The organism is Streptomyces sp. NRRL S-337 (assembly GCF_000720175.1).
In the GTDB taxonomy this organism is placed as follows: Bacteria; Actinomycetota; Actinomycetes; order Streptomycetales; family Streptomycetaceae; genus Streptomyces; species Streptomyces siderophoricus.
Genome location: NZ_JOIX01000092.1, coordinates 1 through 26955 on the forward strand (window position 1 = coordinate 1; position 26955 = coordinate 26955).

The 26955-nt window shown below is 72.2% G+C and carries 23 protein-coding genes; 14 read left to right on the top strand and 9 right to left on the bottom strand.

The window, feature by feature from the left end:
• The first annotated feature begins 432 nt into the window (after positions 1–432).
• The 6 genes from IG62_RS0136100 (at position 433) to IG62_RS0136125 (ending at position 8762) form a co-directional block, all read left to right on the top strand.
• Complete coding sequence (locus IG62_RS0136100) at positions 433–3600, top strand: alpha-N-acetylglucosaminidase TIM-barrel domain-containing protein (protein WP_030813691.1); 3168 nt, start codon at positions 433–435, stop codon at positions 3598–3600.
• Between the two features lie 35 nt (positions 3601–3635).
• Positions 3636–3866 carry a DUF397 domain-containing protein gene (locus IG62_RS0136105; RefSeq protein WP_030414810.1) on the top strand — a complete coding sequence of 77 codons (231 nt, stop codon included), beginning with the start codon at positions 3636–3638 and terminating at the stop codon, positions 3864–3866.
• 109 nt (positions 3867–3975) lie between these two features.
• A complete protein-coding gene (locus IG62_RS0136110) occupies positions 3976–5949 on the top strand; it encodes a hypothetical protein (protein WP_030813695.1) in 1974 nt (657 codons plus the stop codon).
• 70 nt (positions 5950–6019) lie between these two features.
• Positions 6020–6934 (top strand): metal-dependent hydrolase, encoded by a 915-nt coding sequence (locus IG62_RS0136115; RefSeq protein ID WP_030813698.1) that lies wholly within the window; start codon positions 6020–6022, stop codon positions 6932–6934.
• Between the two features lies 1 nt (position 6935).
• On the top strand, positions 6936–8030 hold the full coding sequence (locus tag IG62_RS0136120) for a PDR/VanB family oxidoreductase (RefSeq protein ID WP_051799091.1): 1095 nt from the start codon (positions 6936–6938) through the stop codon (positions 8028–8030).
• 36 nt (positions 8031–8066) lie between these two features.
• Complete coding sequence (locus IG62_RS0136125; RefSeq protein ID WP_037840198.1) at positions 8067–8762, top strand: TetR/AcrR family transcriptional regulator; 696 nt, start codon at positions 8067–8069, stop codon at positions 8760–8762.
• Positions 8763–8808: 46 nt separating this feature from the next.
• On the opposite strand, the gene IG62_RS0136130 is transcribed toward IG62_RS0136125, so the two are convergent.
• Positions 8809–9486, bottom strand: coding sequence for a class F sortase (locus tag IG62_RS0136130; protein WP_030813706.1), 678 nt, complete (start codon positions 9484–9486; stop codon positions 8809–8811).
• Positions 9483–10313, bottom strand: coding sequence for a hypothetical protein (locus IG62_RS0136135; RefSeq protein WP_030813709.1), 831 nt, complete (start codon positions 10311–10313; stop codon positions 9483–9485). The genes IG62_RS0136130 and IG62_RS0136135 overlap by 4 nt, the downstream gene beginning before the upstream one ends.
• 152 nt (positions 10314–10465) lie before the next feature.
• Here IG62_RS0136135 and IG62_RS0136140 point away from each other — a divergent pair, with 152 nt between their 5' ends.
• Positions 10466–10978, top strand: a complete 513-nt coding sequence (locus IG62_RS0136140) for a GNAT family N-acetyltransferase (RefSeq protein ID WP_030813712.1) — start codon at positions 10466–10468, stop codon at positions 10976–10978.
• A gap of 29 nt (positions 10979–11007) precedes the next feature.
• Here the strand turns inward: IG62_RS0136140 and pulA are convergent, their stop codons facing one another.
• Entirely contained in the window at positions 11008–13698 is a 2691-nt protein-coding gene (pulA, locus tag IG62_RS0136145) for a pullulanase-type alpha-1,6-glucosidase (protein WP_078872463.1), read from the bottom strand.
• A gap of 250 nt (positions 13699–13948) precedes the next feature.
• On the opposite strand from pulA, the gene IG62_RS0136150 reads away from it, so the two are divergent.
• A complete protein-coding gene (locus IG62_RS0136150) occupies positions 13949–14818 on the top strand; it encodes an SAM-dependent methyltransferase (RefSeq protein WP_030813717.1) in 870 nt (289 codons plus the stop codon).
• A 34-nt stretch (positions 14819–14852) separates the two neighbouring features.
• Here the strand turns inward: IG62_RS0136150 and IG62_RS0136155 are convergent, their stop codons facing one another.
• A complete protein-coding gene (locus IG62_RS0136155; RefSeq protein ID WP_030813718.1) occupies positions 14853–15305 on the bottom strand; it encodes an ATP-binding protein in 453 nt (150 codons plus the stop codon).
• A gap of 151 nt (positions 15306–15456) precedes the next feature.
• On the opposite strand from IG62_RS0136155, the gene IG62_RS0136160 reads away from it, so the two are divergent.
• The 3 genes from IG62_RS0136160 to IG62_RS0136170 are packed head-to-tail and all read left to right on the top strand — an operon-like array spanning position 15457 to position 16822.
• A complete protein-coding gene (locus IG62_RS0136160) occupies positions 15457–16299 on the top strand; it encodes a helix-turn-helix domain-containing protein (protein WP_030813720.1) in 843 nt (280 codons plus the stop codon).
• On the top strand, positions 16296–16550 hold the full coding sequence (locus tag IG62_RS0136165) for a DUF397 domain-containing protein (RefSeq protein WP_030813722.1): 255 nt from the start codon (positions 16296–16298) through the stop codon (positions 16548–16550). Before IG62_RS0136160 ends, IG62_RS0136165 begins: the two co-directional genes overlap by 4 nt.
• Positions 16551–16570: 20 nt before the next feature.
• Positions 16571–16822: a DUF397 domain-containing protein gene (locus IG62_RS0136170; protein WP_030813724.1), complete on the top strand. Its 252-nt coding sequence runs from the start codon at positions 16571–16573 to the stop codon at positions 16820–16822.
• On the opposite strand, the gene IG62_RS0136175 is transcribed toward IG62_RS0136170, so the two are convergent.
• The 5 genes from IG62_RS0136175 to IG62_RS0136195 are packed head-to-tail and all read right to left on the bottom strand — an operon-like array spanning position 16819 to position 22570.
• Positions 16819–17895 (bottom strand): LacI family DNA-binding transcriptional regulator, encoded by a 1077-nt coding sequence (locus IG62_RS0136175; RefSeq protein ID WP_420711159.1) that lies wholly within the window; start codon positions 17893–17895, stop codon positions 16819–16821. The genes IG62_RS0136170 and IG62_RS0136175 overlap by 4 nt on opposite strands.
• Positions 17880–19502: a glycoside hydrolase family 13 protein gene (locus IG62_RS0136180; RefSeq protein ID WP_030813729.1), complete on the bottom strand. Its 1623-nt coding sequence runs from the start codon at positions 19500–19502 to the stop codon at positions 17880–17882. The genes IG62_RS0136175 and IG62_RS0136180 overlap by 16 nt, the downstream gene beginning before the upstream one ends.
• A gap of 1 nt (position 19503) precedes the next feature.
• The gene (locus tag IG62_RS0136185; RefSeq protein WP_030813732.1) at positions 19504–20352 is read right to left on the bottom strand and encodes a sugar ABC transporter permease; all 849 of its coding nucleotides are present in this window, start codon (positions 20350–20352) and stop codon (positions 19504–19506) included.
• A gap of 8 nt (positions 20353–20360) precedes the next feature.
• Complete coding sequence (locus tag IG62_RS0136190; RefSeq protein WP_420711160.1) at positions 20361–21239, bottom strand: carbohydrate ABC transporter permease; 879 nt, start codon at positions 21237–21239, stop codon at positions 20361–20363.
• 53 nt (positions 21240–21292) lie between these two features.
• A complete protein-coding gene (locus IG62_RS0136195; RefSeq protein ID WP_030813737.1) occupies positions 21293–22570 on the bottom strand; it encodes an extracellular solute-binding protein in 1278 nt (425 codons plus the stop codon).
• Between the two features lie 249 nt (positions 22571–22819).
• On the opposite strand from IG62_RS0136195, the gene IG62_RS0136200 reads away from it, so the two are divergent.
• The 3 genes from IG62_RS0136200 (at position 22820) to IG62_RS0136210 (ending at position 26584) form a co-directional block, all read left to right on the top strand.
• Entirely contained in the window at positions 22820–24442 is a 1623-nt protein-coding gene (locus IG62_RS0136200; protein ID WP_030813740.1) for a glycoside hydrolase family 13 protein, read from the top strand.
• Positions 24443–24491: 49 nt separating this feature from the next.
• Positions 24492–25541 carry a LacI family DNA-binding transcriptional regulator gene (locus tag IG62_RS0136205; RefSeq protein ID WP_030813742.1) on the top strand — a complete coding sequence of 350 codons (1050 nt, stop codon included), beginning with the start codon at positions 24492–24494 and terminating at the stop codon, positions 25539–25541.
• A gap of 293 nt (positions 25542–25834) precedes the next feature.
• Positions 25835–26584, top strand: a complete 750-nt coding sequence (locus IG62_RS0136210; protein WP_107053115.1) for a phosphatase PAP2 family protein — start codon at positions 25835–25837, stop codon at positions 26582–26584.
• The last annotated feature ends 371 nt before the right edge of the window (positions 26585–26955 follow it).

Below are 26955 nucleotides of genomic sequence, written 5' to 3' on the forward strand. Positions count from 1 at the left end.
GTGGGTGTCGGGTGCGGTGACGGGCCTGCGGGGCCGGTGTTTGGGACTGCTGTCGCTTTACGTCCCAAACACCGGCCCCTCCGGCCCGTCCCCTCCCGTCGGGGGAGGGGGAAGAGGGCGGTGGGGGTGGGCGTTGAGGGAACCAGGGGCCCTTGGAACCCGTAGGGGAAGGTCGAACAGAACCCGTAAGGGTCGCGAAGGCCCCCTGCGGGGCCACAACCGGACACGCGGGTGGAGCTATTCCTGCTGACCAGCGACGTCAGGTGTACGCGGCACAACGCACGCCCCCACCGACCCGCACACTCCCCTCAACGGGAGGGGACGGGCCGGAGGGGCCGGTTGTGTGGACGTAAAGCGTCAGCAGTCCACACAACCGGCCCCAGCGCGGCGGACACCATGGCGCCGCAGCCGAGTACGTGGGGATACTTATCCATGGGTCAACCGTCACGACGTGCGTTGTTAGGGACAGCCGGAGCGATCGGTGCGGGGGCGACACTCGGTGGGGCCGCGCCGGGGCGGGCCCCGGACCGTGGGCGACGGGCCGCACCCTTCGATACCGCTCCGGCGCGGGCCGCGCTGGAGCGGTTGCTGCCGGAGCACGCCGACCAGTTCCGGCTGGTCCCGCTGGCAGCCGCGGGGCACGCCGACCGGTTCCGGGTCGACGGGACGGCCGGCCGGGTCACTGTCGCGGGGACCTCCCCCGCCACACTCCTCACCGGCGTTCACTGGTACCTCAAATACACCTGCCGGGCTCATCTGTCCTGGGCCGGTGACCAGGTCGAGCTGCCCACCACGTTGCCCGCGCCCCGCTCGCCCCTGGAGCGGAGCAGCGCCGTTCCGCACCGGTTCGCGCTGAACGACACCCACGACGGGTACACCGCCCCGTACGCCGACTGGGCGCGGTGGGAGCGGCTGATCGACGTTCTGGCGTTGCACGGCGTGAACGAGGTGCTGGTCACGCCGGGTACCGAGGCCGTCTACCACCGGCTGCTGACCGGGTTCGGGTACTCCGACGCCGAGGCCCGCCGCTGGCTTCCGGCGCCCTCGCACCAGCCGTGGTGGCTGCTGCAGAACATGAGCGGGTACGGGGGGCCGATGAGCCCCGAACTGCTGGACCGACGGGCCGAGTTGGGGCGGCGCATCACCGGGCGGCTGCGGGAGTTGGGGATGCGGCCGGTGCTGCCCGGGTACTTCGGCACCGTTCCGGACGGTTTCGCCGTCCGGAATCCCGGCGCGCGGACCGTCCCGCAGGGCACCTGGTCGGGGCTGAAGCGTCCCGACTGGCTGGATCCGCGGACCGGGGTTTTCGCCGAGGTCGCCGCCGCGTTCTACCGGGAGCAGAAACTGCTCCTGGGCCCCGCCGAGCACTTCAAGATGGATCTGCTGCACGAGGGCGGCGATCCCGGTGACGTCCCGGTGGCGGAGGCGGCGCGCGCCGTCGAGCGGGCGCTGCGTACCGCGCACCCGGACGCCACCTGGGTGATCCTCGGCTGGCAGGACAACCCGCGCCGGGACCTGCTGGACGCCGTCGACCACGACCGGATGCTGATCGTGGACGGGCTCGGCGACCTGGACACGGTCACCGACCGGGAGCGGGACTGGGGCGGGGTGCCGTACGCCTTCGGGTCGATCCCCAACTTCGGCGGGCGCACCACGATCGGTGCGAAGACCCACATCTGGGCGGAGCGCTTCCCGGCCTGGCGGGACAAGCCGGGCAGCCGGCTGGTCGGGACCGCCTACATGCCGGAGGCCGCCGAGCGGGATCCGGCCGCCTTCGAGCTGTTCAGTGAACTGGCGTGGCGGGATCGGCCGGTGGACCGCGCGGCGTGGTTCGAGGGCTATGCCGCGTTCCGTTACGGCGCGCGTGATCCGCACGCCCGGGCCGCGTTCGCCGCGCTGCGCACCAGCGCGTACGAGATCGCCAGCAAGGACGGCCGGCCGCACGACTCCGTCTTCGCCGCCCGGCCCAGCCTGGCCGCCCGTTCCGGGACCACCTATGCCACCCACACCCCGGCCTTCGACCCGGCGGCGTTCGACGCCGCGTTCGCGGCGCTGCTCGCGGTCCGGCCCGCGCTGCGCGGCAGCGACGCCTACCGCCACGATCTGACCGACGCCGCCCGGCAGGCGCTGGCCAATCGTTCCTGGCAATTGATCGGGCAGCTCCAGGAGGCCTACCGGCGCAGGGACCGGGCGGCGTTCCGGGCGCTGTCCGGGCTGTGGCTGCGGCTGATGCGGCTGAGCGACGAGGTCGCCGGCGCGCACCGGCACTTCCTGCTGGGGCCCTGGCTCGCGGACGCGAAGGCGAGGGCGTCCGGCCCCGAGGAGGAGGCGCAACTGGAGCATTCGGCCCGGGCGTTGCTCACCACCTGGGCGGACCGGGCCACCGCGGACGGCGGGGCGCTCGCCAACTACGCCAACCGCGACTGGCACGGCCTGATCTCCGAGGTCCACCTCCCGCAGTGGCAGGCGTACCTGGACGAGCTCGCGGACGCGCTGGCCGCGGACCGCCCGCCGAAGACCTTCGACTGGTACGCCCTGGAGGAGCCCTGGACCAGGGCGCGGACGGGCCATCCGCTGCGGCCCACCGCCGATCCGTACCGCACCGCCCGGCGGGTCCACGACGTCCTCGCCACGGCCCCGTACCAGGGCACGCTCACGGTGGCCGCCGATCCGGCCGCGCTGCCTCCGGGCGGCCGCGCCACGCTCACCGCGGCGCTGCGCAACGAGAACGGCCTGCGGGCCACCGGCCGCGTCGACTTCGCGCTGACCGGGCCGCCGGCCACCGCCGACGGGCCCCTCACCCTGGCGTCCCTGCCGCCCGGCGGCACCGGCCGGGCGCGCTGGCGGATCACCGCCCCGGCCGGCCCGGCGAAGGCGCCGCTGCAGCCCCTCCCCTACCGCCTCACCGCCGACTACGGCCCCCGGGGCGAGCCCCGGGTCCGGGCCACCCGGGACGGCACGCTCTTCGTCGCCGGGCCCCTGGAGGCGGGCCTGCGGACGGTCACCACGAACGCGGCCGTCTTCGGGCAGCTCGGCGACCGTTTCGCGATCAACGGCTCCGGCGCGGACCTGTGGCGGTCGACCGCGGAGTTCGGCGCGCTGTTCCGGCCGGGCGCCCTGGAGGCGGGCGGGGCGGTGACGGTGGAGGTCACGGACCAGGACCCGACCGGCCCCTGGGCCCGGGCCGGCCTGATCGTCCGCAACCGCCTCGCCCCGCCCGGCCCGGACACACCGGACGCCGCCCTGGGCTTCCTCAACCTCTCCCTCACCCCGGCCAACGGCGTCGTGCTGTCCTACGACGCCGACGGCGACGGCCGGCTGGACACCTACCGCCGGCTCACCGGCGTCACCGCGCCCGTCCTGCTGCGGCTGACCCGCGGGCCGGACAGCGGGCGCTCGGGTACGTACACCGGTGCCTGCTCCGCCGACGGCGGCGCGACCTGGCGGGAGATCGCCACCGTGACCGTGCCGGCAGCGGCCGGCCGGCAGGACGCCGGGCTGCACCAGTCGGCCGCCAACTCCGGTTCCGGGGGCCGCGGGACGGCCGCGTTCCGTCACTGGACCGTCACTGGAAGCACGCCCGGCCACCGCGTACGCTGACCCGCAACTGCACCACGAGCGAGGGGATTTTCGGTATGAGTGCCGCAGCAGAGAAGGAGTGGCTCTACGCCCTCGACATCTCCGACGCCGTCTGGCAGCGCCCGCCCGGCGACGCCGAGGAAGCGGTGGAGATCGCCTTCCTGGAGCGCGGCGCGGTGGCCATGCGGAACTCCACCGAGCCCGACGTGGTGCTGCGCTACACCGAGGCGGAGTGGCGGGCGTTCGTGCTGGGCGCGAAGGACGGCGAGTTCGACCTGGAGCGCTGAGCGCGGCCCGTCCCCGGGGGCCGGCCGGTGGCCGTCCCCGGGCCCGGTCACCCGTAGGGGCGTGTGCCCGTAGCGGTGACCATCACAGGATTCACTCGTTTCACGGAACGTGAAGCAGCAGCAGTCCTCCCCCGCGCGTGCGGACCGTACTCCCTCCGGCACCCCCGCGGACCTCGACGAGGTCATCGATGTCGAGCAGGCCGAGGCGGCGCTGGTCGAGCACTACCCCCGGCTGGTCCGGCTGGCCTATCTCGTCCTGCCGCCCGGCCGGAGCCGCGGCCGCCGGGTGCTGGCCGCGCACGGCGTGGTGCAGCGGGCCCTGCCGCGTCAGCGCAGCTCCACCCGGGCCCTGGGTCTGCCGGGCCAGCGCGCCGGCGCGGAAGCGGCGATCGACCCGGGCTACGCCTTCGTCCGGATGCGGGTGTTGCGCGCGGCGCTGGCCGCCGCCCGGTCGCCCCGCCGGCTGGCGGCCCCGCCGCCGCTCCTTCCCCAGGTGTGGGGGCTGCGGCTGTTCCCCCGTTCGGGCGGCGCCGATGAACTCGCCCTGGACCAGGCCCTGTCGGCGCTGTCCGGACCCGGCCGGGCCGCGTTCGTGCTGCGTGATCTGGAGCGGCTGAGCCTGCCCGAGGCGCGCCGGGTGCTGGAGGCGGCGGGGGTGGCCGAGCCGCGGGAGGCCTGGGACGAGGCGGAGCGGGTCGCGACCCCGGCCGGCAGCCGGGACCGCTCGCTGCTGGAGTCGCCGGAGTTCGACCCGTGCGCGCTGCAGGCCCGGCCGACGGATCTGCTCCGGCGGCGCCAGAACGGTCGGGCGGTGCTGGCGGCGGGTGCCGCGGTCCTGGTGTGCGGGGCGCTGCTGGGGCTGCCGGGCGACGGCTGGGGTCCGGACGGCGCGGCCGCCCCGCCGTACGCGCGCAACGCCGCGTCCGAAGCCGCCCTGGATCCGGGCAGGTTGACGGTCACCTCGGCCACGGCCTGGAAGAACGCGGCCCGCCAGGACTTCGCGGCCTGGCCGGCCCGCGGGGACCGCGTCCACGACAAGGCCCTGCTGCGCCGCGCGCTGGCCGTATGGGCGCGTCCCGGCTCGGGGGTGCAGGTGTCGGCCACGCCCGGCACCCCGGCCGGCCCCGCGGCGGGCCCGCCGCAGCTGCTGTTCGCGGGGGTGGTGGACCATGCGGTGGTGGTGCTCTTCCACGACGGTCTGCGGGTGGTCCGGTACGCCGAGGCGTCGGACGGCGAGGGTCAGGGCGAGGGCACCGGCGCGGCGCTGGACTTCGCCCGTACGGACGGCGCCGCGGACGGCACGGCGAGCGCCGTGGTGGTGGGCCGCACCCAGGGCAATGTCCGTTATCTGACCGCCCCGTGGGTGAAGGGGAAGGCCGCGCTGGTCGATCTGGCCAAGCCGGACGCGGCCGCGCAGCCGGTGCCCCTGGGGCCGGACGGGCTGACCGGTCCGGTGCCGGTGCCCCGACCCGACCAGAGGTGCAGCGGCTGGCCGGCCCTGCGGCTCGGTGGCCACCTCCTGACCGACCTCGGCGAGCTGACCCCGGCCCGGCTGACGTACGGCAGGCCGCGCCGGCCGGGTGAGGTGACCGCCCCGGCGGCCAGGACGGCCTGGGCGCGGACGGCCTGCGAGCTCGCCGCGGTCCGCGGTCAGGGCGTGCGCAGCGTCAACGCCTGGGAGTTCGCCCGGCAGCCGCTGCCGGGCGGTGCGGGGGTCGCGGCCTGGCTGTGCACCCGGGCGGAGACCTGGCGGGGTGCGGGCAGCCGGACGCTTGCCCAGGTCCAGACCCCGGCGCCGAACGGGCAGCCGTACGCCCCCGGTGCGGTGACCGCCCGCGCGGAGGGCGGTACGGCCTGCGGTCCGCGGGCGCCGCGGGCGCTGGCCGGGGTGCTGTGGAAGGCTCCGGCCGGCCAGTGGTGGCTGCTGGCGGCCGGCAGCGACCGGGTCAGGTCGATCACCGCGTCCGGTGCGGTGCGCGGGGAGGCGCCAGGCCGTTTCCTGACGCTGCCGGCGAAGGCGGGCGACAACGCGGAGCTGGCCGGCCGGCTGGCCAGCGGCAAGAAGATCGACGCGGTGGGCTGACGGGAGAGGCGCTCGATTTTCGTCGTACGAGGGGTATCGACAACTCCTTACCCGCCAGTACATTGACGCCATGTCTAACAAGGCCTCGTTGCGGCCCCAGCCGGTCGCGTCCGAGCACACCCCGCTGAAGGCCCGCAACGTCGCCTTCGACTGGGCGGACACCCCGTTGCACTGGATCCCCGGCGACCCCGCCAGCACCCATACGATCAATGTGCTGCACCTGCTGCTGCCGGCCGGCGAACGCTGGTTCGTGCACGTCTACAAGCAGGCGCTGCCGTACGTCCGCGATCCCCAACTGCGCGCGGACGTAATCGGGTTCATCGGCCAGGAGGCGATGCACTCCCAGGCGCACGACGAGGTGCTGCCGCACCTCAAGGAACACGGGCTGGACCCCACCCCGTACACCGCCCAGGTCGACTGGCTCTTCGAGAAGCTGCTCGGGGACCGTACGCTGCCGCCGGGCCGGGCCCGCCGGTGGTGGCTGCTGGAGCGGGTCGCCCTGATCGCCGCCATCGAGCACTACACCGCCTTCCTGGGCGACTGGGTGCTGGGCGCCGAGGCGCTGGACGCCAGGGGCGCCGATCCGACCATGCTCGACCTGCTGCGCTGGCACGGCGCCGAGGAGGTCGAGCACCGCTCGGTCGCCTTCGACCTGTTCGTCCACCTCGACGGCGGCTACCGGCGCCGGGTCCGCACCTGGGCCACGGCCTTCGGCGCGCTGGTCTTCCTGTGGCAGCGCGGCACCCGCTTCTTTCTGGAGAACGACCCCACGCTGGCCGACGGCCGGGCCACCTTCCGGGAGTTCGTCCGCGCCGGGCGGGAAGGCGTACTGCCCACCGCGGGCGCCATGGTCCGCTCCATCCCGCAGTATCTGAGCCGCGGTTACCACCCCTCCCAACACGGCGACACCGCCCGGGCCGTGGCCTATCTCGCCCACTCCCCCGCCGCTACCGCGGCCGCGTCCCGTATGTCCGGAGGTGCCTGAGATGCCGCGCATGGGCACGGTCGTCGCGGTGGGTGCGGCGGCCCTGGTCGCCCGGCGGGCGCTGCGCCGACGCGTGCGGGCCTCGCCGCTGTGGCCGCTGCCGGCCCTGGCCGAGCCCGTCTCCGGCCGCGGCCGGACCGGGGTACGCGCGAAGGCGCGGCGGCTGACGGTCGTGGAGCGGACGACGGAGGCCGAGGGCGTGCTCCGCCTCCGCCTGGAGGGCGCCGATCTGCCCGCCTGGGAACCGGGCGCGCACGTGGACGTCGTGCTGCCGTCCGGCGTGGTCCGCCAGTACTCGCTGTGCGGGGATCCCGCGATACCGGGTGCGTACACCATCGCCGTCCGGCTCGTCGAGGACGGCCGGGGCGGCTCGCGCGAGGTCCACGAGCAGCTGCACGAGGGCACGGAGGTGGAGGTCCGCGGCCCCCGCAACCGCTTCCCCCTCACCGAGAGCCACGCCTACGTCTTCATCGCCGGCGGCATCGGCATCACCCCGATCCTGCCGATGGTCCGCCAGGCCGAACGGGAGGGGGTGCCGTGGCGGCTGCTGTACGGCGGGCGGTCCCGGGCCTCGATGCCGTTCCTGGCGGAGGTCGAGAAGCTGGCGGGGGCCGGGCCGGACCGGGTCACGGTGGTCGCCGAGGACGAGGACGGCCGGCCGGACCTGGCCGCGGTGCTCGCCGGTGCGCCGTCGCACGCGGCGGTCCACTGCTGCGGCCCGCAGCCCCTGATGGACGCGGTCGCCGCCCTGCTGCCCGGCGGCCCGGACGGCCTCACCCTGCACACCGAACGCTTCACCCCGGCCGCTCCCGCGGCGGCCGGCGCGGAGCTGCCGTTCGAGGTGGAGCTGCGCCGCACCGGCCGTACGGTCACGGTGCCCGCGGGGACCAGCGTCCTGCGGGCGGTCCGCGACCAGGCGCTGCCGGATCTGCCGTACTCCTGTGAGCAGGGGTTCTGCGGCACCTGCCGGCAGCGGGTGCTGGCCGGCGAGGTGGACCACCGCGACGAGCTGCTGACGGACGCCGAGCGCGACGACTCGCTGCTGATCTGCGTCTCCCGGGCGCGGGGCGGGGAACGGCTGGTGCTCGATCTGTGATTCCGCGTCGCGCCCCGGGTCGTTAGTGTGGTCCGCATGACGACCGGGGCGCGGCGCAGGATGGGCGTCGAGGAGCGGCGCGATCAGCTGATCGCGGTCGCCCTCGGCCTGTTCAGCCACCGCGCGCCCGAGGACGTGTCGATCGACGAGATCGCCGAGGCGGCCGGCATCTCGCGGCCGCTGGTCTACCACTACTTCCCGGGCAAGCAGCAGCTGTACGAGGCCGCGCTGCGGCGGGCCGCGGACGAGCTGACCACCCGCTTCGTGGAGCCGCACGACGGTCCGCTCGGGGCCCGTCTGTTGCGGGTCATGGAGCGCTTCTTCGACTTCGTCGACGAGCACGGCCCCGGCTTCTCCGCGTTGATGCGCGGCGGCCCGGCGATCGGCTCGACCCGTACCGGTGCCCTGATCGACGGCGTCCGCCAGGCCGCGTACGACCAGATCCTCGCGCACCTCGCCGTCCCCGACCCGCCGCCGCGGCTGGAGTTGGTGGTGCGCTCGTGGATCTCGCTGGCCGAGACCACCGCCCTCCTCTGGCTGGACGGCCGCCGGGTCCCCCGCGCCGAGCTGGAACGCCAGCTCGTCCACGATTTCGCCGCGCTGGCGGCGGTGAGCGCGGCGTACGACGCCCGCATGGCCGGGATCGTCCGCCGCATCCTGGCGGACGAACCGGCAGACGGGATGTTCGCGGACCTGGTGGGCCGCTTGACGGCGCTGCCGCAGCCGGCCTAGGTGTGTGCGCCGCCGACCGGCCCCCGGGCCGGCCGGCGGACGAGGTCTATGCCTTGCCGGTGAGGCTGGCGAACACCACCACGTTGTCCGGGTAGTAGTGCTTGCCCTGGTCGTAGTCGCCGCCGCAGGTGATCAGGCGGAGGCCCGCGTGGTCGAGGTTCTGGTAGACCTCCACGGTGGGGAACTTGTTCTTCGGGTACTGGGCGACGCGGTCGACGGTGAACTTCGCCGTGCTGCCGTCCTTCCGGGCGACCTCGATGGTGTCCCCGCGCTTCATGGACGACAGTTTCCGGAACACCGACGGGGTGCCGTTCCAGGTGACATGGCCGGCGATGACGGCCGGTCCTCGGGCGCCCGGCGTCGGGCCGGGCCGGTACCAGCCCGCCTTGGCCGGATCGCGCGGGGTCTCCATCGTCCCGTCCGGGTGCTGCCCCAGCGTCTCCAGCGTGGAGGACACCTTCAGTGCGGGGATGGAGAGCCGTACGGGGGCGGACGTCGGCATGCTCGCGGCGGCGGCGCCCGGTCCGTCCGTCGCGGCGGACGCCTCGTCGTGGGCGGCGTGACCGCCCTGGCCCGGTTGCTCGGCGGGGAGCGAGCGCGGCGCCGCGGCGTCCTGTCCTCCGCACCCGGCGACGAGCACGGCGGCCACCGCGGCGGCGAGCAGACCGCCGACGGCCCGGCGGCTGCGGCGCCCGGTGGTCACGGCGGCCCTGGGGGCGCTCATGCGGCGGCCCCGCCGTTCTCGCCGCGCACCGGGGCGAGTTGGGCCCGGCGGCGGCGCAGCAGGACCAGGGTGCCGGTCGCCGCCGCCACGGCGGTTGCGCCGGCGCCCAGCAGCGCGAGGGGCACGCTCTTACCGGCGGGCGGGTCCACAGGCCCGGTCCCGGTCTCGACCCCGCCGACCGGGATGGAGCCGACCGCGGCGCCCTGGACCTCACCGCAGTTGGTGGGGGCGGTGGCCTCCTGGGGGAGTTTCGGGTCGAGTTCGCTCTTGCCCGCGCCGTCGAAGTCGTACGTGTTGTTGCCGTTGCGGTCGATGCCGTGCTGCACGATGTGCAGGTCCTTGATGTGGTCGACGACGTCCTGGGAGACAGTGAGGGTGCGCTCGTAGGAGAGCTTGCCCTGGGCGTCGGCCATCGGCATCCGGTCCACGGCGAGGCCGCTCTTGGCGTCGGTGGAGCCCCGGGTGGTCAGCGAGATGTTGATGTTCCCGTACTGGACCGTGGCTTCGGTGTTGTTGATGACGCCGTCGCCGTTGGTGTCGGCGCTCGGGTCGGGGCAGTGGAAGTCGTGCCCGTCGGTGGAGCCGTGGAGGTGCTGGGCGTGCGGCTGCCCAGGGACCAGCCCCTCGGACTCGATCTTCACCGTCAGCTGGTTGCCCTTGAGGCTGAGCATCGCGACGCCCTTGGAACCGGAGTTGTTCAGCTGTGCCAGGTTGATCTGGTAGGCCCCGTCGGCGGCGGCGGCCGGGGAGGCGGCGCCGACCGTGAGGGCCAGGGCGGCCGGCAGCGCGGCGAGTGCGGCGAGGCGGCTGGTACGCGTGGGGATCACGTTCGTTCCTTTCCGACGGCCCTCCACGGCGGGAGGACCGCATCATCCAGGTGCGAAGCGACACCTCGGCGAGGCATCACCCTCTTATTCGCAGCGCCGGCCTCTGAGGGCGGCTGGGACGAGAAATTTGTCGCTACGGCACAATTCCGCGCATGGACAAGATCACTTTCCGGCTCGCCGACGACGGCGACCCGCAGGTCCTCGTCGACCTGTACGACGCGGCGGCACGGTGGATGCAGCGGTCCGGCATCGAGCAGTGGAAGCCGGGAGGGAAGAGCGCGGAGCACTTCCGGCTGCGGATGAAGGAGGGCGAGGTCTGGCTCGCGGAGGCCGGCGGGCGGATAGCGGGCGGCTTCGAGCTGTGGTGGACGGACAAGCCCGCCTGGGGGCCGCAGCCGCCGGAAGCGGGGTATGTGCACCGGCTGATGGTGGACCGGGAGCGGGCGCCGGCCGGCACCGGGCGGGCGATGCTGGCGCATGCGGAGCGGCGGATCGCTGAGGCCGGCCGCACCTGGGCGCGGCTGGACTGCCTCTCGTCCAATCCGCGGCTGCGGGCGTACTACGAGGGTGCCGGGTACACGGTCGTCGGGGAGCAGCCGTTCAAGGAGGATGGCGGCGGAAGTCCGTACGCCGTCACCCTCCTTGAGAAGCGGATGGGTGGTTAGCCGGTCGGCCCGGGCTCAGCGGTGCGGGCTCAGCGGCGGTGGAAGACCGCGACCGTGTAGGGCGGCACCGTGAAGGTGCCGGTGGCCTCGGCGTACGAGGCGGTGGCGGTGGTGCGGTCCGCGCCGTGGGCCTGGACGGGGTGCAGCGCGTAGGGGTGTCCGGCCAGGGCGGCGACGGTCTGGTGCTGGTCCCGCGGCGTGGCGTTGAAGACGATCACCAGGTTGGCGAGGCGCATGGTGAGCACGCCCGGCGTCTCGTCCTTCCCGGAGAGGGGGAAGGAGAGCTGCGACTGGACCGCGGCGGCGGTGGACAGGCCGAAGGCCGGCTCCGTGGCGTGGATGCGGAGCAGGTCGCGGTAGGCGGCCGAGGCGCCGCGGATGGTCGTGCAGTCGGGGCGAAGGGCCGGATCGGCCAGCAGGGGCTTGGCGTAGGGCCACTTGTCCTTGTTGTCGGCGGCCGGCGGCAGCCCGCGGCCGAAGCCGTTGCCGTCGGCGCAGTCCCAGTGCAGGGCGTTGAACCAGTCACCGCTGTCGAAGGAGTTGCGGTCCAGGGACTTGGAACGGAGCAGGTCCGAACCGGCCTGGGAGAGCGCGGGGCCTTGCGAAAGGGCCGCGGTGGCGAGTGCAAGAACTTGCAGACGGGCGCGGTCGGTGGGGCTGGTTCCTTGCGGAAGCTTGTAGGCGAGGGCGTCGTAAAGGGTTTCGTTGTCGTGCGCGTCAGAGTAGGCGAGCGCATCGCCGGGGGTGGCGGCGTATCCGGCCGGGGCACCGTTGTAGTCGACCTGCGCGCCCTTGACGCGGTGGCCGTCGGTGTCGGTGAAGGTGTAGTCGGCGAGGTTGCCGGTGAGGCCGACCTTGAGGAGGTCCTGGTAGTGCAGGAGCCGGGCGCGCTGGGCGGCCGGATCGCCGTTCGCCGGTGAGGAATTGGGGGCCGTGAAGAGGCCCGAGCCGAAGCCCTGGACGCGGGGATCGGCGTCGAAGGGGCCGCCGCCGCGCACCGCGTCCCGGGCCCGGTCGTTGAAGGTGGCGATGCCGGTGCCGGCCATGTTCCGCTGGGTGGCCTGGACGAAGCGGGCGTCGTTCGCGGCCTCGCCGAAGTTCCATCCCTCGCCGTAGAGGATGATCTTCTTGCCGTCCACGCCGTCCCGGGCCGGGGTGAGCGCGTCGAGGGCCTTGCGGACCGCCAGGATGTTGGCCTTCGGGTGGTGTCCCATGAGGTCGAAGCGGAAGCCGTCGACCTTGTACTCCTTGGCCCAGGTGACGACCGAGTCCACGACGAGCTTGCCCATCATGGTGTGTTCGGGCGCGGTGCCCGAACAGCAGGTGGAGGTGGCGACCGAGCCGTCGTCGAGCAGCCGCTGGTAGTAGCCGGGGACGATGCGGTCGAGGACCGCGTGCGGGTCCTGGCCGGCGGCGGCGGTGTGGTTGTAGACGACGTCCATGACGGTGCGCAGGCCGATGCCGTTGAGGCCCTGCACCATGCGGCGGAATTCGACGGTGCGGGCCGGGCCCTCGGGGTCGGAGGCGTACGAGCCCTCGGGCACGGTGTAGTGCAGCGGGTCGTAGCCCCAGTTGTACGCGTCGTGGGCGGCGGACCTGGTCACGCACTCCTGCTGGCTCTCGGAGTCCGGCGCGTAGGAGGCGAGGTCGCAGCGGGGGCGGTCCTGGTCGGCACGCTTTTCGGGGACGGTGGCGCCGTCAAAGGCCGGCAGCAAGTGAACGTAAGAAGTTCCAGCGGCTGCAAGGGATTTCAGATGCCGCATGCCGTCGGAGCGGCGGTCGGTGAAGGCGAGGTACTGGCCCGGGTGGCGGGAGGTGCGGTCCTCGACGGAGAAGTCGCGGAGGTGCAGTTCCTGGATGCGGGCCCGGCGCAGCGGCACCGCGGCGGGCTTGCGCAGGCCGGCCCAGCCCTTGGGGGCGAGCCGCGGGTCGTCGAGGTCGACGACCAGGCTGCGGGCGGAGTCGGCGGTCAGGGCGGTGGAGTAGGGGTCGGTGACCTTGTTGGTGACGGTCCTGCCGACCGTGGGAGCCCAGACGGTGACGAGGTAGCGGTACGGCTTCCCGGCCCAGTCGCGCTGCCCCTGGACGCGCCAGACGCCGCTGCGGTCGTCGCGCCGCATCGCGACCGTACGGCCGTCGAGTTCCAGGGCGACGGTGCGGGCGGTGGGTGCCCATACGGAGAGGGTGGGGCGGCCGTAGTGGAAGACCGGCCCGAGTGCGGCGTGCCGGGCCCGCGTGCCGTAGAGGTCGTCGAGAACTCCGGGTATCTGCACGCCGGTTGTGGCGCGCCGGCCGTCCGCGGTGCGCTGGGTGGCGACCAGGCGTCCGCGCAGCGCCGTACGGGCGAGGCCGCGGTCGCGGGGGTCGGCGGTGAAGGCCGGATAGCCGGACAGATGCGGGAAGGCGGCCCGTTCGGCGGGGGTGAGGGTGCCGGGGGTCAGCCGGAGGCGCCGGTCGGCCGCCCCTGCGCGGCGTCCGGTCCCGAACTCCAGCTGGGCGTCGGTCCGTTCGGCGCCCTTCCAGACCACGGTGTCGCGGTCGATCCACTGCGCCAGGGCCGGTTGCGGGGCGGACGGCGGGGCGGCGTGGGCCGGCTGCACGGTCGGCGCGGTGAGGAGGCCGGCGGCGCCGAGGGCGAGGACGAGGACGGCGGCCAGGCGCCGGCCGGGCCGACGTGCGGTGGAGGACCGTGCAGTAAAGGCCCGTGCGGTGGAGGACATGGCTCATGGTTCTATCGGCGACGATCCAGCGTTGCAAGACCTTACGCAAGACATTGCAAGGGTGTTACGTTGCTGGCACAGCCGGTCCGGCCGGCCGGAGGCCCACCCCAACGGGCCCTACGCGCCCGGCCCGCCGGACCGGCCCCATCCCCTGTTGAAGTGGCACTGAAGTGGCGTCGAAGTGGCGCATTGTCACCCGTACCGCCGCACATACCGCGTCAGTTCTTCGCGCACGGGGAAGTCACCCCGCATGATCGACGATCCTGCGCACGACACCGGCGGCAGTCCGGACCACGACGACGCGACCCGCCGCTACTACGAGACCGGCGACGTCGACGCCTTCTACGACGCCGTCTGGGGCGGCGAGGACATCCACGTCGGCATCTACGCCGAGGGCGACGAACCGATCGGGGAGGCCTCGCACCGCACCGTCGAGCACACCGCGGACAAGGTCGCCGACCTGCTCGGCCCGCACGCCACCGTGCTCGACCTCGGCTCCGGATACGGCGGTTCGGCCCGCGCGCTCGCCGCACGCTTCGGCTGCCGGGTGGTGGCCCTCGACCTCAGCGAGGCCCACAACCGCCGCCACCGCGCGGCCAACGCCCAGCGCGGCCTCGACGAGCTGATCGAGGTCGTCACCGGCTCCCTCAACGACCTGCCCTACGAGGACGGACGGTTCGACGTCGTCTGGTCCCTGGAGGTGCTCTGCCACGTGGAGGACCGGGAAGGCGCGCTGGGCGAGGCCGTACGCGTGCTGCGGCCGGGCGGCGCCCTGGTCTTCTCGGACATCATGGCGCCCGAGGAGCCCCCGGCGGACGCGGTACGCCCCGCGTTCGCCCGGCTCGGCGTACAGACCCCGGCGACACCGGCCTTCTACCTGAAGCAGCTGCGCGAACTCGGCCTCAAGGGCGCCGACTTCGAGGACCGCACACCGGACCTCGCCACCCACTACGCCCGCCTCGACGAGGACGTCCGCCGACGCGCGGCCGAACTCCGGAACCGCATCAGCCCGGCCTACGTCGACGACCTGCTGGCCAATCTCCCGCTCTGGACCGACGTCACCCGCCGGGGCCTGCTGCGCTGGGGCCTCTTCCACGCCCGGCGCCCGGCCATCGTCTGAGGCTGTCTGAGCCGCTCCGTTCGGCCCCGGCTCCTCACCTGCCCGGCAGGTCCAGATCCGCCCGGACGATCTTGCCCACCGCGGGCCGGTCGAGGACGGTCCAGCAGGTGGCGAGCGCGGTGACGAGGACCAGCCCCCAGCCGGTCTCGGAATCGTGCGCCGGCGGCACGAGGGCGCCGGGGGCCGGCGGGCGGCACTCCGTACGGGTGTCGGCGACCTCGATACGGAGGGTGCCCGGCCGGGCCGATCCGGGCAGTTTCAGCAGGCGCAGTTCGAAGTCCCGGCCGGGCACGCGGCCATGGGTCACGGCGTTGGCGGCGAGTTCCCCGACGATCAGCGCGACGGAGCCGGAGACCTCGCCCCCGTAGGGAAAGCCCCAGACGTCGAGCTGCTGGACGGCCAGATACCGGGCGAGGCGGGCCCCACGCCGGGTGGCGCTGAAACGCTGGGTGAACATACGTACGGCGACGGTGGGTTGGGCTGACATGGCGCCAACGGTGCTGGTCAGCGGGTTCGTACACCAGAAACTCAGCTCGTACTTCGGAAAGTGTACGAGTTGAGTACGTGGACGGGTCGGGTAACAGCTCGTCACTATGGGTGACTCGCGGGGTCAGTACCAGTGATCGGGAGTACCCGGAATGGAAGACAGCAGCACCGACACCTATGACAGCGCCAAGCCCGAGCCGTCCGGCAGTCTGCGGACCTTCGGCGCCGTTTATCAAGGGTTCCGTGAAAACGCGGGATTCACGCAGGAGGCCCTGGCGCCGGCGATCCGGTACTCGGCGCACTACATCGGCTCCGTCGAGCAGGGCCGGCGCCTCCCGTCGAAGAAGTTCATCGACCGCTCGGAAGAGACGCTGAACGCGAACGGCGTGCTGCGGAAGGCAGCCAAGCGGCTGTCGAAGCAGCCGGGGTTGGCCCGCTGGTTCCGCGAGTGGGCGGAGCTGGAGAAGCAGGCGATCAGTCTGTATACGTACGAATGCCGGTTGGTTCCTGGGCTGTTACAGACGGAGGCTTACGCGCGGACGTTGTTCACGGAGCAGCTTCCGCATCAGGACGACGACCAGATCGACGTCCAATGGGCGGCACGGTCCGAGCGCCAACGCCTGCTGCGTGAACGTCCCAACACCGCGTTCCGGTTCATCCTCGAAGAGCATCTGTTCCTGCGCCGCACGGGCGGGACGGAGGTCACCAGGCAGGTCATCGACCACATCCTCGAACTCTCCGAGCTCCGGAACGTGGGCATCCAGCTCATGCCGCTCGTACAAGAGAAGCATGTGGGGCTGGATGGGCCGATGCAGCTGCTGGAGACCCCGGACAACGAATGGTTCGGCTACTGCGAAGGGCAGCGCGGCGGGCTGTTCATCTCCGACCCGAAAGAGCTCAGCATCCTCCACATGCGGTATGCGAAACTTCTTTCGCAGGCTTTGACCCCCGACGACTCGCGGAGCCTGCTGAAGCAGATCCGAGGAGCGCTATGAGCAGCAGCACCCCCGAACTGGCTTGGTTCAAAAGCAGCTACAGCGGTGGCGACGGCGACAGCTGCGTAGAGATCGCCCTCTCCTGGCACAAGTCCAGCTACAGCGGCGACAGCTCCGGCGACTGCATAGAGATCGCCGCCTGCCCCACCACCGTCCACATCCGCGACTCCAAGGACAAGGACGGCCCCCAGCTCGCCGTCCCGGCCCACGCATGGGCGACGTTCGTGTCGTACGCGGCCGAGAAAGCCTGACCACCGGACGGAGGAGCGCTATGAGCAGCACTCCCGAACTGGCCTGGTTCAAGAGCAGCTACAGCGGCAGCTCGGGCGACGACTGCGTAGAAGTCGCCCTCTCCTGGCACAAGTCCAGCTACAGCAGCGGCAGTTCCGGCGACTGCGTAGAAATCGCCGCCTGCCCCACCACCGTCCACATCCGCGACTCCAAGGACAAGAGCGGCCCCCAGCTCAGCGTCCCGGCCCACGCCTGGGCGGCGTTCGTGTCGTACGCCGCCCAGGAGGGCTAGCAGTCACCCGGGGCCGGTCCCGTCGATCCCCGTACGACCAGTTCCGGCTGGAAGACGAACTCGGTGCGGCGGACGGCGTCCCGCTCGCCGCGGTCGCGGTCGTGGATCTCCTCGATCAGGGCGCCGACGGCCGCGGTCGCCATCGCGTGCACCGGCTGGCGGACCGTGGTCAGCGGCGGGTCGGTGAAAGCGATCAGCTGGGAGTCGTCGAAGCCGACGACGGAGAGGTCGCCGGGCACGCCCAGACCGCGGCGGCGGGCCGCCCGGACGGCCCCCAGGGCCATCAGGTCGCTGCCGCAGACGATGCCGGTGCAGCCCTGGTCGAGCAGGGTGGCGGCCGCCGCGTCGCCGCCCTCGACGCTGAACAGCGTGTGCTGGACGCGCCGTTCGGCCTGCCCCCTCGACAGGCCGAACGACTCCCCCAGCGCCGCCACGAAACCCTCGGCCTTGCGGCGGGAGGGGACGTAGCGGACCGGGCCGACGGCGAGTCCGATGCGTTCGTGTCCCAGCTCGGCCAGGTGGCGCACCGCCATCCGGGCCGCCGCGCCGTCGTCGGGCGAGACGAACGGCGCGTCGATCGCCGGGTGGTAGCCGTTGATGAGGACGTACGGGACGCCGCGGGCGGTCAGGCGGGCGTAGCGGGACGGGTCCGCGCGGGTGTCGGCGTGCAGGCCGGAGAGGAACACGATGCCGGTGACGCCGCGTTCCTCCAGTTGCTCGACCAGTTCGTCCTCGGTGGCGCCGCCCGGCATCTGGGTGCACAGGACCGGGGTGTAGCCGTGGCCGGCCAGCGCCTGCTCGATGATCTGCGCGAACGCCGGGAAGATCGGGTTGGTCAGCTCGGGGATGACCAGTCCGACCAGGCCCGCGCTGCGGCGCCGTAAGCGGACCGGCCGCTCGTGGCCCAGGACGTCCAGCGCGGCGAGCACCCGCTGCCGGGTGCCCGCCGCCACGCCTGCCCGGCCGTTCAGCACCCGGCTCACGGTCGCCTCGCTGACGTGCGCCTGCGCGGCGACGTCGGAGAGCCGGGGCGGGTGCTGCGGTGGACCGGTCAGGGTCACTCGGCCCACCAGACGGTGGTGTCGGCGGGCAGTGAGACGTTGTCCGATCCGGTGGCGTCGTCCGGTCCGGTGGCGGCGAGCGGGCCGGACGCGAGCAGGACCCTGCCGTACGCGGGGGTGGTGACCGGTTCCTCCGTCGTGTTGGCCGTGCAGACCAGGCCGCCGGGGCGGCGGAAGGCCAGGACGCCGGCGGGGGCGTCGAGCCATTCGACGGTGTCCCCGGCGCCGAGACCGGGGTGGGTGCGCCGCAGGGAGAGCGCGGTGCGGTAGAGCTCCAGGGTGGAGGACGGGTCGCCGGTCTGCGCCTCTACGGTCAGCGGGGCCCAGTCGGCGGGCTGCGGCAGCCAGCTGCCACCGGCCCCGAAGCCGTACGGGGGTGCGTCGCCGCTCCACGGGAGCGGCACCCGGCAGCCGTCGCGCAGCCCGTCCTGGCCGCTGTTGCGGAAGAAGGAGGGGTCCTGGCGGACCTCGTCGGGCAGGTCGGTGACCTCGGGCAGGCCCAGTTCCTCGCCCTGGTAGACGTACGCGGAGCCGGGCAGGGCCAGCATCAGCAGGCTGGCGGCACGGGCCCGGGCCGGGCCGCCGCCGAGCCGGGTGCGGTGGCGCACCACGTCGTGGTTGGACAGTACCCAGGTCGTCGGGGCGCCGACCGGGCGCATCGCGTCCAGCGAGGAGTCGATCGCCTCGCGCAGCGCGTCCGCGTCCCAACCGGTGTTCAGGTAGTGGAAGTTGAACGCCTGGTGGAGCTCGTCGGGGCGGAGGTAGAGCGCGGTGCGTTCGGCGGTGGGGGTCCACGCCTCGGCGACCGCGATCCGCTCGCCGGGGTACTCGTCGAGGACGGTGCGCCACGAGCGGTAGACGGCGTGCACACCGTCCTGGTCGAAGAACGGCAGGGCCTGGTTGCCGAGGAGGGTGAGCTGCTCGGCGTGGCCCATGTCGGGCAGGCCGGGGGCCTTGACCAGGCCGTGTGCGACGTCGACCCGGAAGCCGTCCACGCCCAGGTCCAGCCAGAAGCGCAGGATGGAGCGGAACTCGTCCTGGACGGCGGGGTGGTCCCAGTTGAAGTCGGGCTGTTCGGGGGCGAAGAGGTGGAGGTACCACTCGCCGTCGGCGACCCGGGTCCAGGCGGGGCCGCCGAAGAGGGACTCCCAGTCGTTGGGCGGCAGTTCACCGTTCTCGCCGCGGCCCTTGCGGAAGTGGAAGCGGTCCCGGGCCGTGGAGCCGGGGCCCTCGGCCAGCGCGCGGCGGAACCACACGTGCTGGTCGGAGCAGTGGTTGGGGACGATGTCGACGATGATCCGCAGGCCGAGGTCATGGGCGTCGCGGATGACCGCCTCGGCGTCGGCGAGGGTGCCGAACATCGGGTCGATGGCGCGGTAGTCGGCGACGTCGTAACCGGCGTCGGCCTGCGGCGAGGCGTAGAACGGGCTGAGCCAGACGGCGTCCACGCCCAGGTCCCGCAGATACGGCAGGCGAGCGCGGATGCCCGCCAGGTCGCCCATGCCGTCACCGTTGCCGTCGGCGAAACTGCGCGGGTAGACCTGGTAGATCACCGCGTCCCGCCACCAGTCGGTGGCAGGGGTGGCCTGCTCAGGGGCGGCGTTGTGCTGGAGGGTCATCTCATCCCTTGGTGGTGCCGGCCGTGAGGCCGGCGACGAGGTGGCGTTGGGCGAAGGCGAAGACGAGTGCGGCCGGAACGGCGATGATCACGGCGGCGGCGGTCATCGAACCCCAGTCGTTGGTGTACTGGTTGACGAAGGTCTGCAGCCCGCCGGCGAGGGTGAGGTTCTCCTCGCCGGTCATGAAGGCGGAGGCGTAGGCGACCTCGGCCCAGGCGGTGACGAAGGTGTAGAAGCCGGTGACGGCGAGGCCGGGGCGGGCCAGCGGCAGGACGAGCCGCCAGAAGGTGCCGAAGGGGTTGAGGCCGTCGACCCGGCCGGATTCGTCGATCTCCACCGGGATGGTGTCGAAGAAGCCCTTCATCATCCAGGCGCAGAACGGGACGGCGATGGTGAGGTAGGTGATGACCAGGCCCGCGGGCTGGTTCAGCAGGCCCAGGGTCGCCATGAGGTTGTAGAGCGGCACGATGAGCACCGCGACCGGGAACATCTGGGTGATCAGCAGCAGCCACATCAGCGGGCGCATGCCGGGGAAGCGGAAGCGGCTGACGGCGTAGCCGGTGGTGGCGGCGATGAAGACACCGAGGACGGTGGTCAGCCCGACGATCACCACGGAGTTCTTGAACCAGGTCAGGAACTCGGTGTCGGCCAGTACATGGGTGTAGTTGGCGAGCGTGAAGTGGCTGACGACGCTGGTGGAGAAGGCGTCGTTCTTCGGTTTGAAGGACGTCACCAGCAGCCAGAGGGGCGGGAAGACGGCGATCACGGCGGCGAGGGCCAGACCGGTGTGCAGTCCGGCGGACGCCAGGCGGGAGCGCTCGTTCCGTCGGTTGCGCGGTGTGCGGGTCATTGCGGTGGTCACCACACCTCTCCCTGCTTGCGCAGCGCCCGGCGGTAGACGACCGCGACGGCGGAGAGCAGCAGCAGGATCAGGACGCCCCAGGCCGCGGACTCGGAGAAGTTGCGCGGGCTGTCGACGAAGGAGAGCCGGTAGGCGTAGGTCACCAGGATCTCGGTGGCGTCGCCGGGGCCGCCCCGGGTCAGCAGGAAGATCACCGGGAACATGTTGAAGGTCCAGATGGTGGAGAGCAGGATCACGGTGCTGCTGACGGCGCGCAGTCCGGGGACGGTGATGTGCCGGAACCGCTGCCAGGCGTTGGCGCCGTCCATCTCCGCGGCCTCGTAGAGCTCGGCGGGGATGGAGGTCAGGCCGCCGAGCAGGGCGACGAGCATGAAGGGCACGCCGAGCCAGACGTTGACGGCGATGACCGAGATCTTGGCCCAGGTGGGGTCGTTGAGCCAGGGCACCGCGTCGATGCCGCCGCCGGCCAGCAGCTTGTTGAGGATGCCGCTCTTCTCGTTGTAGAGCATCCGCCAGGTGAAGACGGAGATGAACGCGGGGATGGCCCAGGGCAGGATCAGCGCGAGCCGGTAGAAGGTGCGGCCGCGCAGCTTCCGGTTGAGCATGGTGGCCAGTGCCAGGCCGAGGAGGAAGGTGAAGCCGACGCAGGCGACGGTCCACAGGACGGTCCAGCCGAGGCGGTCCCAGAAGACGCCGTCGGAGAGCACCGCCTTGTAGTTGTCCAGGCCGGTGAACTTGTAGGTGGCGGGGATGTGGTTGACGCCGATGTTGCGCTCGACGTTGGCCTCGTTGGCGTCGGTGAGCGAGAGGAAGACGCCGCGGACCAGCGGGTAGCCGATGATCACCCCGATGACGAGCACGACCGGGGCGACCATCGTCCATGCGTACCAGTGGGTGCCGAAGGCCCGGCGCACCCGTACAGCAACGGTCACTTGTAGTCCTTGAGCAGCTTCCGGTAGGCGTCGCCGGTCGCCTTGGCGGCCTGCTCGGGCGTGGCTGCGCCGGTGAGCACCTTGTTCATCTGGACCTTGATGGGCTCGAAGAGGGAGTTGCCCTCGGCGATCCAGGGGCGCTGGACGGCACCGTCGACGGCGGGCTTGAAGAACGTGACCATCTCGTTCTTCTTGACGGCCGGGACGTCGTACACGGACTTGCGGGTGGGCAGCAGGCTGAGCTGCTCGGTGGTCTGCTGCTGGACCTTGGCGGAGCTCATGTACTTGACGAAGGCGTAGGCGGCGCGGAGGTTCTTGCTGCCGGCGTAGACGGAGAGGTTCCAGCCGCCCTGCGGGGAGCCCTGGGCGGCGCTGCCGGCGGGGACGGGGGCGACGCCGAGGTTCTCCTTGTCCTTGAAGGCCTTGCCGGCGCGGGCCGCTTCGATGTCCCAGGGGCCGTCGATCGCCATCGCGACGGTGCCGTCCTTGAGGGCCTTGAGCTGGTTCTCCTGGCCGTCGGTGGCGTCGGTGACGGCGGCCTTGGAGTCGACCAGGTCCTTGAGGGTCTTGAACGCCTTGACGCCGGCGCCGTCGTCGATCTGGATGATCTTGTCGCGGGCGTCGACCATGTTGCCGCCCTCGCCGTAGAGGTAGGGCAGGAACCAGTAGGGGTCGTCACCGCGCAGGTAGAGGGCGGTGGCGCCGGTCTTGGCCTTGATCTTCTTGGCGGCGGTGGCCAGGTCGGCGAAGGACTTGGGGACCTCGACGCCGGCGTCCTTGAGGAGCTTCTTGTTGTAGAAGAGGCCCAGGGTGTCGATGACCTGGGGTGCGGCGTAGGTCTTGCCCTTGAACTTGGTGGAGCCGACGGCCTGCGGGAGGTAGTCGTCGGTCTTGTCGAGGGCGGGGGTGCCGTCGAGCGGGGCGAGGTAGCCGAGGTTGGCGAAGTCGGCGGTCCAGGCGACCTCGGTGCGCATCACGTCCGGGGCGCCGGAGTTGCCGCCGGCGGCGTTCTTGAACTTGGCGTTGGCGTCGCCGAAGGGGACGTTCACATAGTTGACGTGGACCTTGGGGTGTTCCTTCTGGAAACCCTCGGCAAGCTTGCGGTAGGTCGCTTTCTCGGTGTCGTTGGAGGTGTCCCAGTAGGTAACGGTTCCCGACAGTTCGCCGCCGCTGTCCGTGTTTCCTCCGCCGTCACCCCCGCCGCACGCCGTCGCCGCCAGTGCCAGGCCCGCTACCAGCGCGGTGGCTATCGCGCCCCGTATGCCACGCCGCATGTGAACTCCTTAGGGAAATGCCTCAGATGGCGGTCAGGAACGTAACAGCGCTGCAAACAAACCGAAAGACCTTGCGGCAAATTGCTGCAAGACTTGTGGAAGGGATTGCAACGGGATGTCCGGAAAGAGACCCTGGAGGGGCCTGCGGCACCGTCACCCGGCGACCGCCCGAGCGTTGACTCCGTGAAGGCAGACCCCCTGCCTCGCGGCCCCGCCTCTCATGACTCTTGACCTCGACAGGGACGGCAGATGACCCAGGAGCTCACTTCCCCCAGCCCCGCCCCCCAGATGCCCGGACCGGGCCGAGGTCCGGCGTGGTGGCGCGACGCCGTCATCTACCAGATCTACGTGCGTTCCTTCGCCGACAGCGACGGCGACGGCATCGGCGATCTGCGCGGGGCCCGCGCACGGCTGCCGTACCTCAAGGACCTCGGCGTGGACGCCGTCTGGCTCACGCCGTTCTACGCCTCGCCGCAGGCCGACGGGGGCTACGACGTCGCCGACTACCGCGCCGTCGACCCGCTCTTCGGCGACCTGCAGGACGCCGACGACCTGATCCGCACCGCCCACGACCTGGGCCTGCGGGTGATCGTCGACGTCGTCCCCAACCACACCTCCGACCGGCACCCGTGGTTCCGGGACCCCGAGCTCGCCCGGCAGCGGTACGTCTTCCGCGCGGGCCGCGGCGCGCACGGCGAACTCCCGCCCAACGACTGGGAGTCGGTCTTCGGCGGCCCCGCCTGGACCCGTACCGAGCGCGGCGACTGGTATCTGCACCTCTTCGCCCCGGAACAGCCCGATCTGGACTGGGACAACCCGGACGTGCACGCCGAATTCGAGGCCATCCTGCGCTTCTGGCTCGACCTCGGCGTGGACGGCTTCCGCGTCGACGTCGCCCACGGCATGGTCAAGGCACCCGGCCTGCCCGACATCGGCCACGGCCAGCAGGCCAAGCTGATCGGCAACCAGGTCCTGCCGTTCTTCGACCAGGACGGAGTGCACACCATCCACCGCGCCTGGCGCCGGCTGCTGGACGGATACGGCGCGGACCACGGCAGGCAGGTGATCGGCGTCGCCGAGGCCTGGGCCCCCACCCCCGAGCGGCTGGCGCTCTACGTCCGCCCCGACGAACTGCACCAGGCGTTCAACTTCCAGTTCCTGAACACCGCCTGGCGAGCCGACGCGCTGCGCCGGGTCATCGACGCCTCGCTCGCCGCCACCACGTCGGTCGGCGCCCCCACGACCTGGGTGCTCTCCAACCACGACGTGGTCCGGCACACCACCCGCCTCGGCGGCGGCCTCGCCCGGGCCCGCGCCGCCACCCTGCTGATGCTGGCCCTGCCCGGCTCCGCGTACCTCTACCAGGGCGAGGAACTCGGCTTGCCCGAGGTCACCGACCTGCCCGACGAGGCACGGCAGGACCCCGCGTTCTTCCGCGGCCACGCCTCCGGGACCAGCGGCCAGGACGGCTTCCGGGACGGCTGCCGGGTCCCGCTCCCCTGGTCCGGCGAGACCCCGCCGTACGGCTTCGGGACCGGCGGCAGCTGGCTGCCGCAGCCCGCCGACTGGCGCGCCCTGACCGTCGCCGCCCAGACCGGCGACCCGTCCTCCACCCTGGAGCTCTACCGCACCGCGCTCTCCCTGCGACGGGAGCTGCCGGGCCTGGGCGACGGCGAGATGAGCTGGCAGCCCGCTCCCGAGGGAGTGCTCGCCATCGCCCGCCCCGGCGTGCTGTGCACCGTGAACACCCTCGGCCACGAGATCGAGATCCCGCTCCCCGGCTCTCCCCTGCTGTCCAGCGCCCCGGTGGCCATCGACGGCACGACGGCCGCACTGCCCGGTGACAGCTGCACCTGGTGGGCGACCCGGTGACAGGTGCACCCGGTGGGCAATCCGACAGCCGGACGGTAAGGTCCCCTCCATGACCGCCCGGCTGGCCGACATCGCAGCGCAGGCGGGTGTCAGCGAGGCCACCGTCAGCCGGGTTCTCAACGGGAAGCCCGGCGTCTCCGCCACCACCCGCCAGTCCGTGCTGGCCGCCCTCGACGTGCTGGGCTACGAACGCCCGGTACGGCTGCGGCAGCGCAGCGCGGGCCTGGTCGGGCTGATCACCCCCGAGCTGGAGAACCCGATCTTCCCGGCGTTCGCCCAGGTCATCGGGCAGGCACTGACCCGCCAGGGCTACACCCCGGTCCTCGCCACGCAGACCCCGGGCGGCTCCACGGAGGACGAGCTGACCGAGATGCTGGTCGACCGCGGGGTGGCCGGCATCATCTTCGTCTCCGGGCTGCACGCCGACACCTCCGCCGACATGCAGCGCTACGAGCAGCTGCGCGGCCAGGGCGTGCCGTTCGTCCTGATCAACGGCTTCTCCGACAAGGTGCAGGCGCCGTTCGTCTCCCCCGACGACCGGGCCGCGGTGGACCTGGCCGTCACCCACCTCGCCGCGCTGGGCCACCGCCGGATCGGGCTGGCACTCGGCCCCAAGCGCTTCGTGCCCGTCCAGCGCAAGATCGAGGGCTTCGTCCGCGCCATGCAGGAGCGACTGCAGATCGGCCCGGCCGAGGCGGAGCCGTACATCCAGCACTCCCTCTACACCCTGGAGGGCGGGCAGGCAGCGGCGAGCGCGCTGATCGAACGGGGCGCGACCGCGATCGTGTGCGCCAGCGACATGATGGCGCTCGGCGCGATCCGGGCGGCCCGGCAGCGCGGGCTGGACGTGCCGCGCGACATCTCCGTCGTCGGCTTCGACGACTCCCCGCTGATCGCCTTCACCGACCCGCCGCTGACCACCATCCGGCAGCCGGTGACGGCCATGGGGCAGGCGGCGGTGCGGGCACTGCTGGAGGAGGTCGGCGGCACCCCCGCGCCGCACAGCGAGTTCGTCTTCCACCCCGAGCTGGTGGTCCGCGGCTCGACCGCCTCGGTCCCGAAGACGGCCCGCATCCCCAAGCCGCTGCGGACCACCTGACGGACCGTCTCGCGGCCCGCCCTGACGTACCTTCTCGGCCCGCCCTGACGGACCGTCTCAGGGTCCGCCCTGAGGCCCCTCTCAGGGTTCGCCCCTGAGAACGGCGGGGCTGGGCGTCCCCCTCAAGTGCCATACGAGGGGTCGAATACCCGACCGAAGGATGATCGGCGTCACACCCCTTTCTGGCAGACTGTCTGCCTATGGGTGATGCGCTGACGAGGACTCTGGACGGCCTGCCGACCATCCCGCCACCCAAGGGGGACCGAGCGGACCCGCCTGTGGAAGAGGGCCGACTGGCCCGCTTGCGCACCCCTCGCGCACCCCGGCTCTGGTTCGAGATCCTGCTGATCGCGGTCAGCTACTGGATCTACTCGATGATCCGCAACGCGGTCCCGGAGCAGAAGGCCAAGGCACTGCGGAACGCGGACTGGATCTGGCAGGCCGAGCACTCCCTCGGCATCGCCGTCGAGCACACCGTCAACCACGCGGTGAACTCGGTGACCTGGCTGATCGTCTCGATGAACTACTACTACGCGACACTGCACTTCATCGTGACGATCGGCGTGCTGATCTGGCTCTACCGCTGGCACCCGGGCCGGTACGCCGCGGCCCGCCTGGCGCTCTTCGCCACCACCGGCGTCGCCCTGGTCGGCTACTACTTCTACCCGCTGGCGCCGCCCCGGCTGATGCCGGACGGCGGCTTCATCGACACCCTCATCGACCACGGCACCTGGGGCTCGATGGCATCCGGCAACCTCGCCTCGATGTCCAACCAGTACGCGGCGATGCCGTCGATGCACATCGGCTGGTCGCTGTGGTGCGGCATCACGATCGCGCTGCTCGCCAAGCCGCTGTGGGCCAAGGCGCTGGGGCTTCTCTACCCCGGCATGACGCTGCTGGTCATCGTCTCCACGGCCAACCACTTCTGGCTGGACGCGCTGGGGGGCGTGCTGTGCATGGCCTTCGGCCTCGTCATGGCCTACGTCTGGTACGGCACCCTGCCGCACCGCCTGGCCCGCCTCGTCCCCGCCACAGTGGGCTGATCCCCACGTACCCGTCTTTCCCACCGTCGGGGTTGCTCGCCGTTGCGCTTTGCGGTGCCTCCCACGTACCCGTCTGTCCCGCCGCGGTTGTTGCTCGCCGTTGCGCTTTGCGGTGCCCCCGCACGTAGCTGTCTTTCCCGCCGCGGGGCGTCTCGCCGTTGCGCCTGCGGCGGGCTGGGTTTGTTGTGGGTGCGGTGACGGACCTCCGGGGCCTTGTTCGTGGACTGCTGACGCTTTACGTCCACGAGAGCCCCTGATACCCCCAACGCCCACCCCCACCCACCTCTTCCCACTCCCCCAACGGGAGGGGACGGGCCGGAGGGGCCGGTTGTGTGGACGTAAAGCGACAGCAGTCCACACAACCGGCCCCG

What these genes read in the sequence shown, in the direction of transcription:
- IG62_RS0136100 (WP_030813691.1), top strand. Translation starts at nt 433, where the DNA reads ATGGGTCAACCGTCACGACGTGCGTTGTTAGGGACAGCCGGAGCGATC.
- IG62_RS0136105 (WP_030414810.1), top strand. Translation starts at nt 3,636, where the DNA reads ATGAGTGCCGCAGCAGAGAAGGAGTGGCTCTACGCCCTCGACATCTCC.
- IG62_RS0136115 (WP_030813698.1), top strand. Translation starts at nt 6,020, where the DNA reads ATGTCTAACAAGGCCTCGTTGCGGCCCCAGCCGGTCGCGTCCGAGCAC.
- IG62_RS0136120 (WP_051799091.1), top strand. Translation starts at nt 6,936, where the DNA reads ATGCCGCGCATGGGCACGGTCGTCGCGGTGGGTGCGGCGGCCCTGGTC.
- IG62_RS0136125 (WP_037840198.1), top strand. Translation starts at nt 8,067, where the DNA reads ATGACGACCGGGGCGCGGCGCAGGATGGGCGTCGAGGAGCGGCGCGAT.
- IG62_RS0136130 (WP_030813706.1), bottom strand. Translation starts at nt 9,486, where the DNA reads ATGAGCGCCCCCAGGGCCGCCGTGACCACCGGGCGCCGCAGCCGCCGG.
- IG62_RS0136140 (WP_030813712.1), top strand. Translation starts at nt 10,466, where the DNA reads ATGGACAAGATCACTTTCCGGCTCGCCGACGACGGCGACCCGCAGGTC.
- pulA (WP_078872463.1), bottom strand. Translation starts at nt 13,698, where the DNA reads ATGTCCTCCACCGCACGGGCCTTTACTGCACGGTCCTCCACCGCACGT.
- IG62_RS0136150 (WP_030813717.1), top strand. Translation starts at nt 13,949, where the DNA reads ATGATCGACGATCCTGCGCACGACACCGGCGGCAGTCCGGACCACGAC.
- IG62_RS0136155 (WP_030813718.1), bottom strand. Translation starts at nt 15,305, where the DNA reads ATGTCAGCCCAACCCACCGTCGCCGTACGTATGTTCACCCAGCGTTTC.
- IG62_RS0136160 (WP_030813720.1), top strand. Translation starts at nt 15,457, where the DNA reads ATGGAAGACAGCAGCACCGACACCTATGACAGCGCCAAGCCCGAGCCG.
- IG62_RS0136165 (WP_030813722.1), top strand. Translation starts at nt 16,296, where the DNA reads ATGAGCAGCAGCACCCCCGAACTGGCTTGGTTCAAAAGCAGCTACAGC.
- IG62_RS0136170 (WP_030813724.1), top strand. Translation starts at nt 16,571, where the DNA reads ATGAGCAGCACTCCCGAACTGGCCTGGTTCAAGAGCAGCTACAGCGGC.
- IG62_RS0136180 (WP_030813729.1), bottom strand. Translation starts at nt 19,502, where the DNA reads ATGACCCTCCAGCACAACGCCGCCCCTGAGCAGGCCACCCCTGCCACC.
- IG62_RS0136185 (WP_030813732.1), bottom strand. Translation starts at nt 20,352, where the DNA reads ATGACCCGCACACCGCGCAACCGACGGAACGAGCGCTCCCGCCTGGCG.
- IG62_RS0136190 (WP_420711160.1), bottom strand. Translation starts at nt 21,239, where the DNA reads ATGGTCGCCCCGGTCGTGCTCGTCATCGGGGTGATCATCGGCTACCCG.
- IG62_RS0136195 (WP_030813737.1), bottom strand. Translation starts at nt 22,570, where the DNA reads ATGCGGCGTGGCATACGGGGCGCGATAGCCACCGCGCTGGTAGCGGGC.
- IG62_RS0136200 (WP_030813740.1), top strand. Translation starts at nt 22,820, where the DNA reads ATGACCCAGGAGCTCACTTCCCCCAGCCCCGCCCCCCAGATGCCCGGA.
- IG62_RS0136205 (WP_030813742.1), top strand. Translation starts at nt 24,492, where the DNA reads ATGACCGCCCGGCTGGCCGACATCGCAGCGCAGGCGGGTGTCAGCGAG.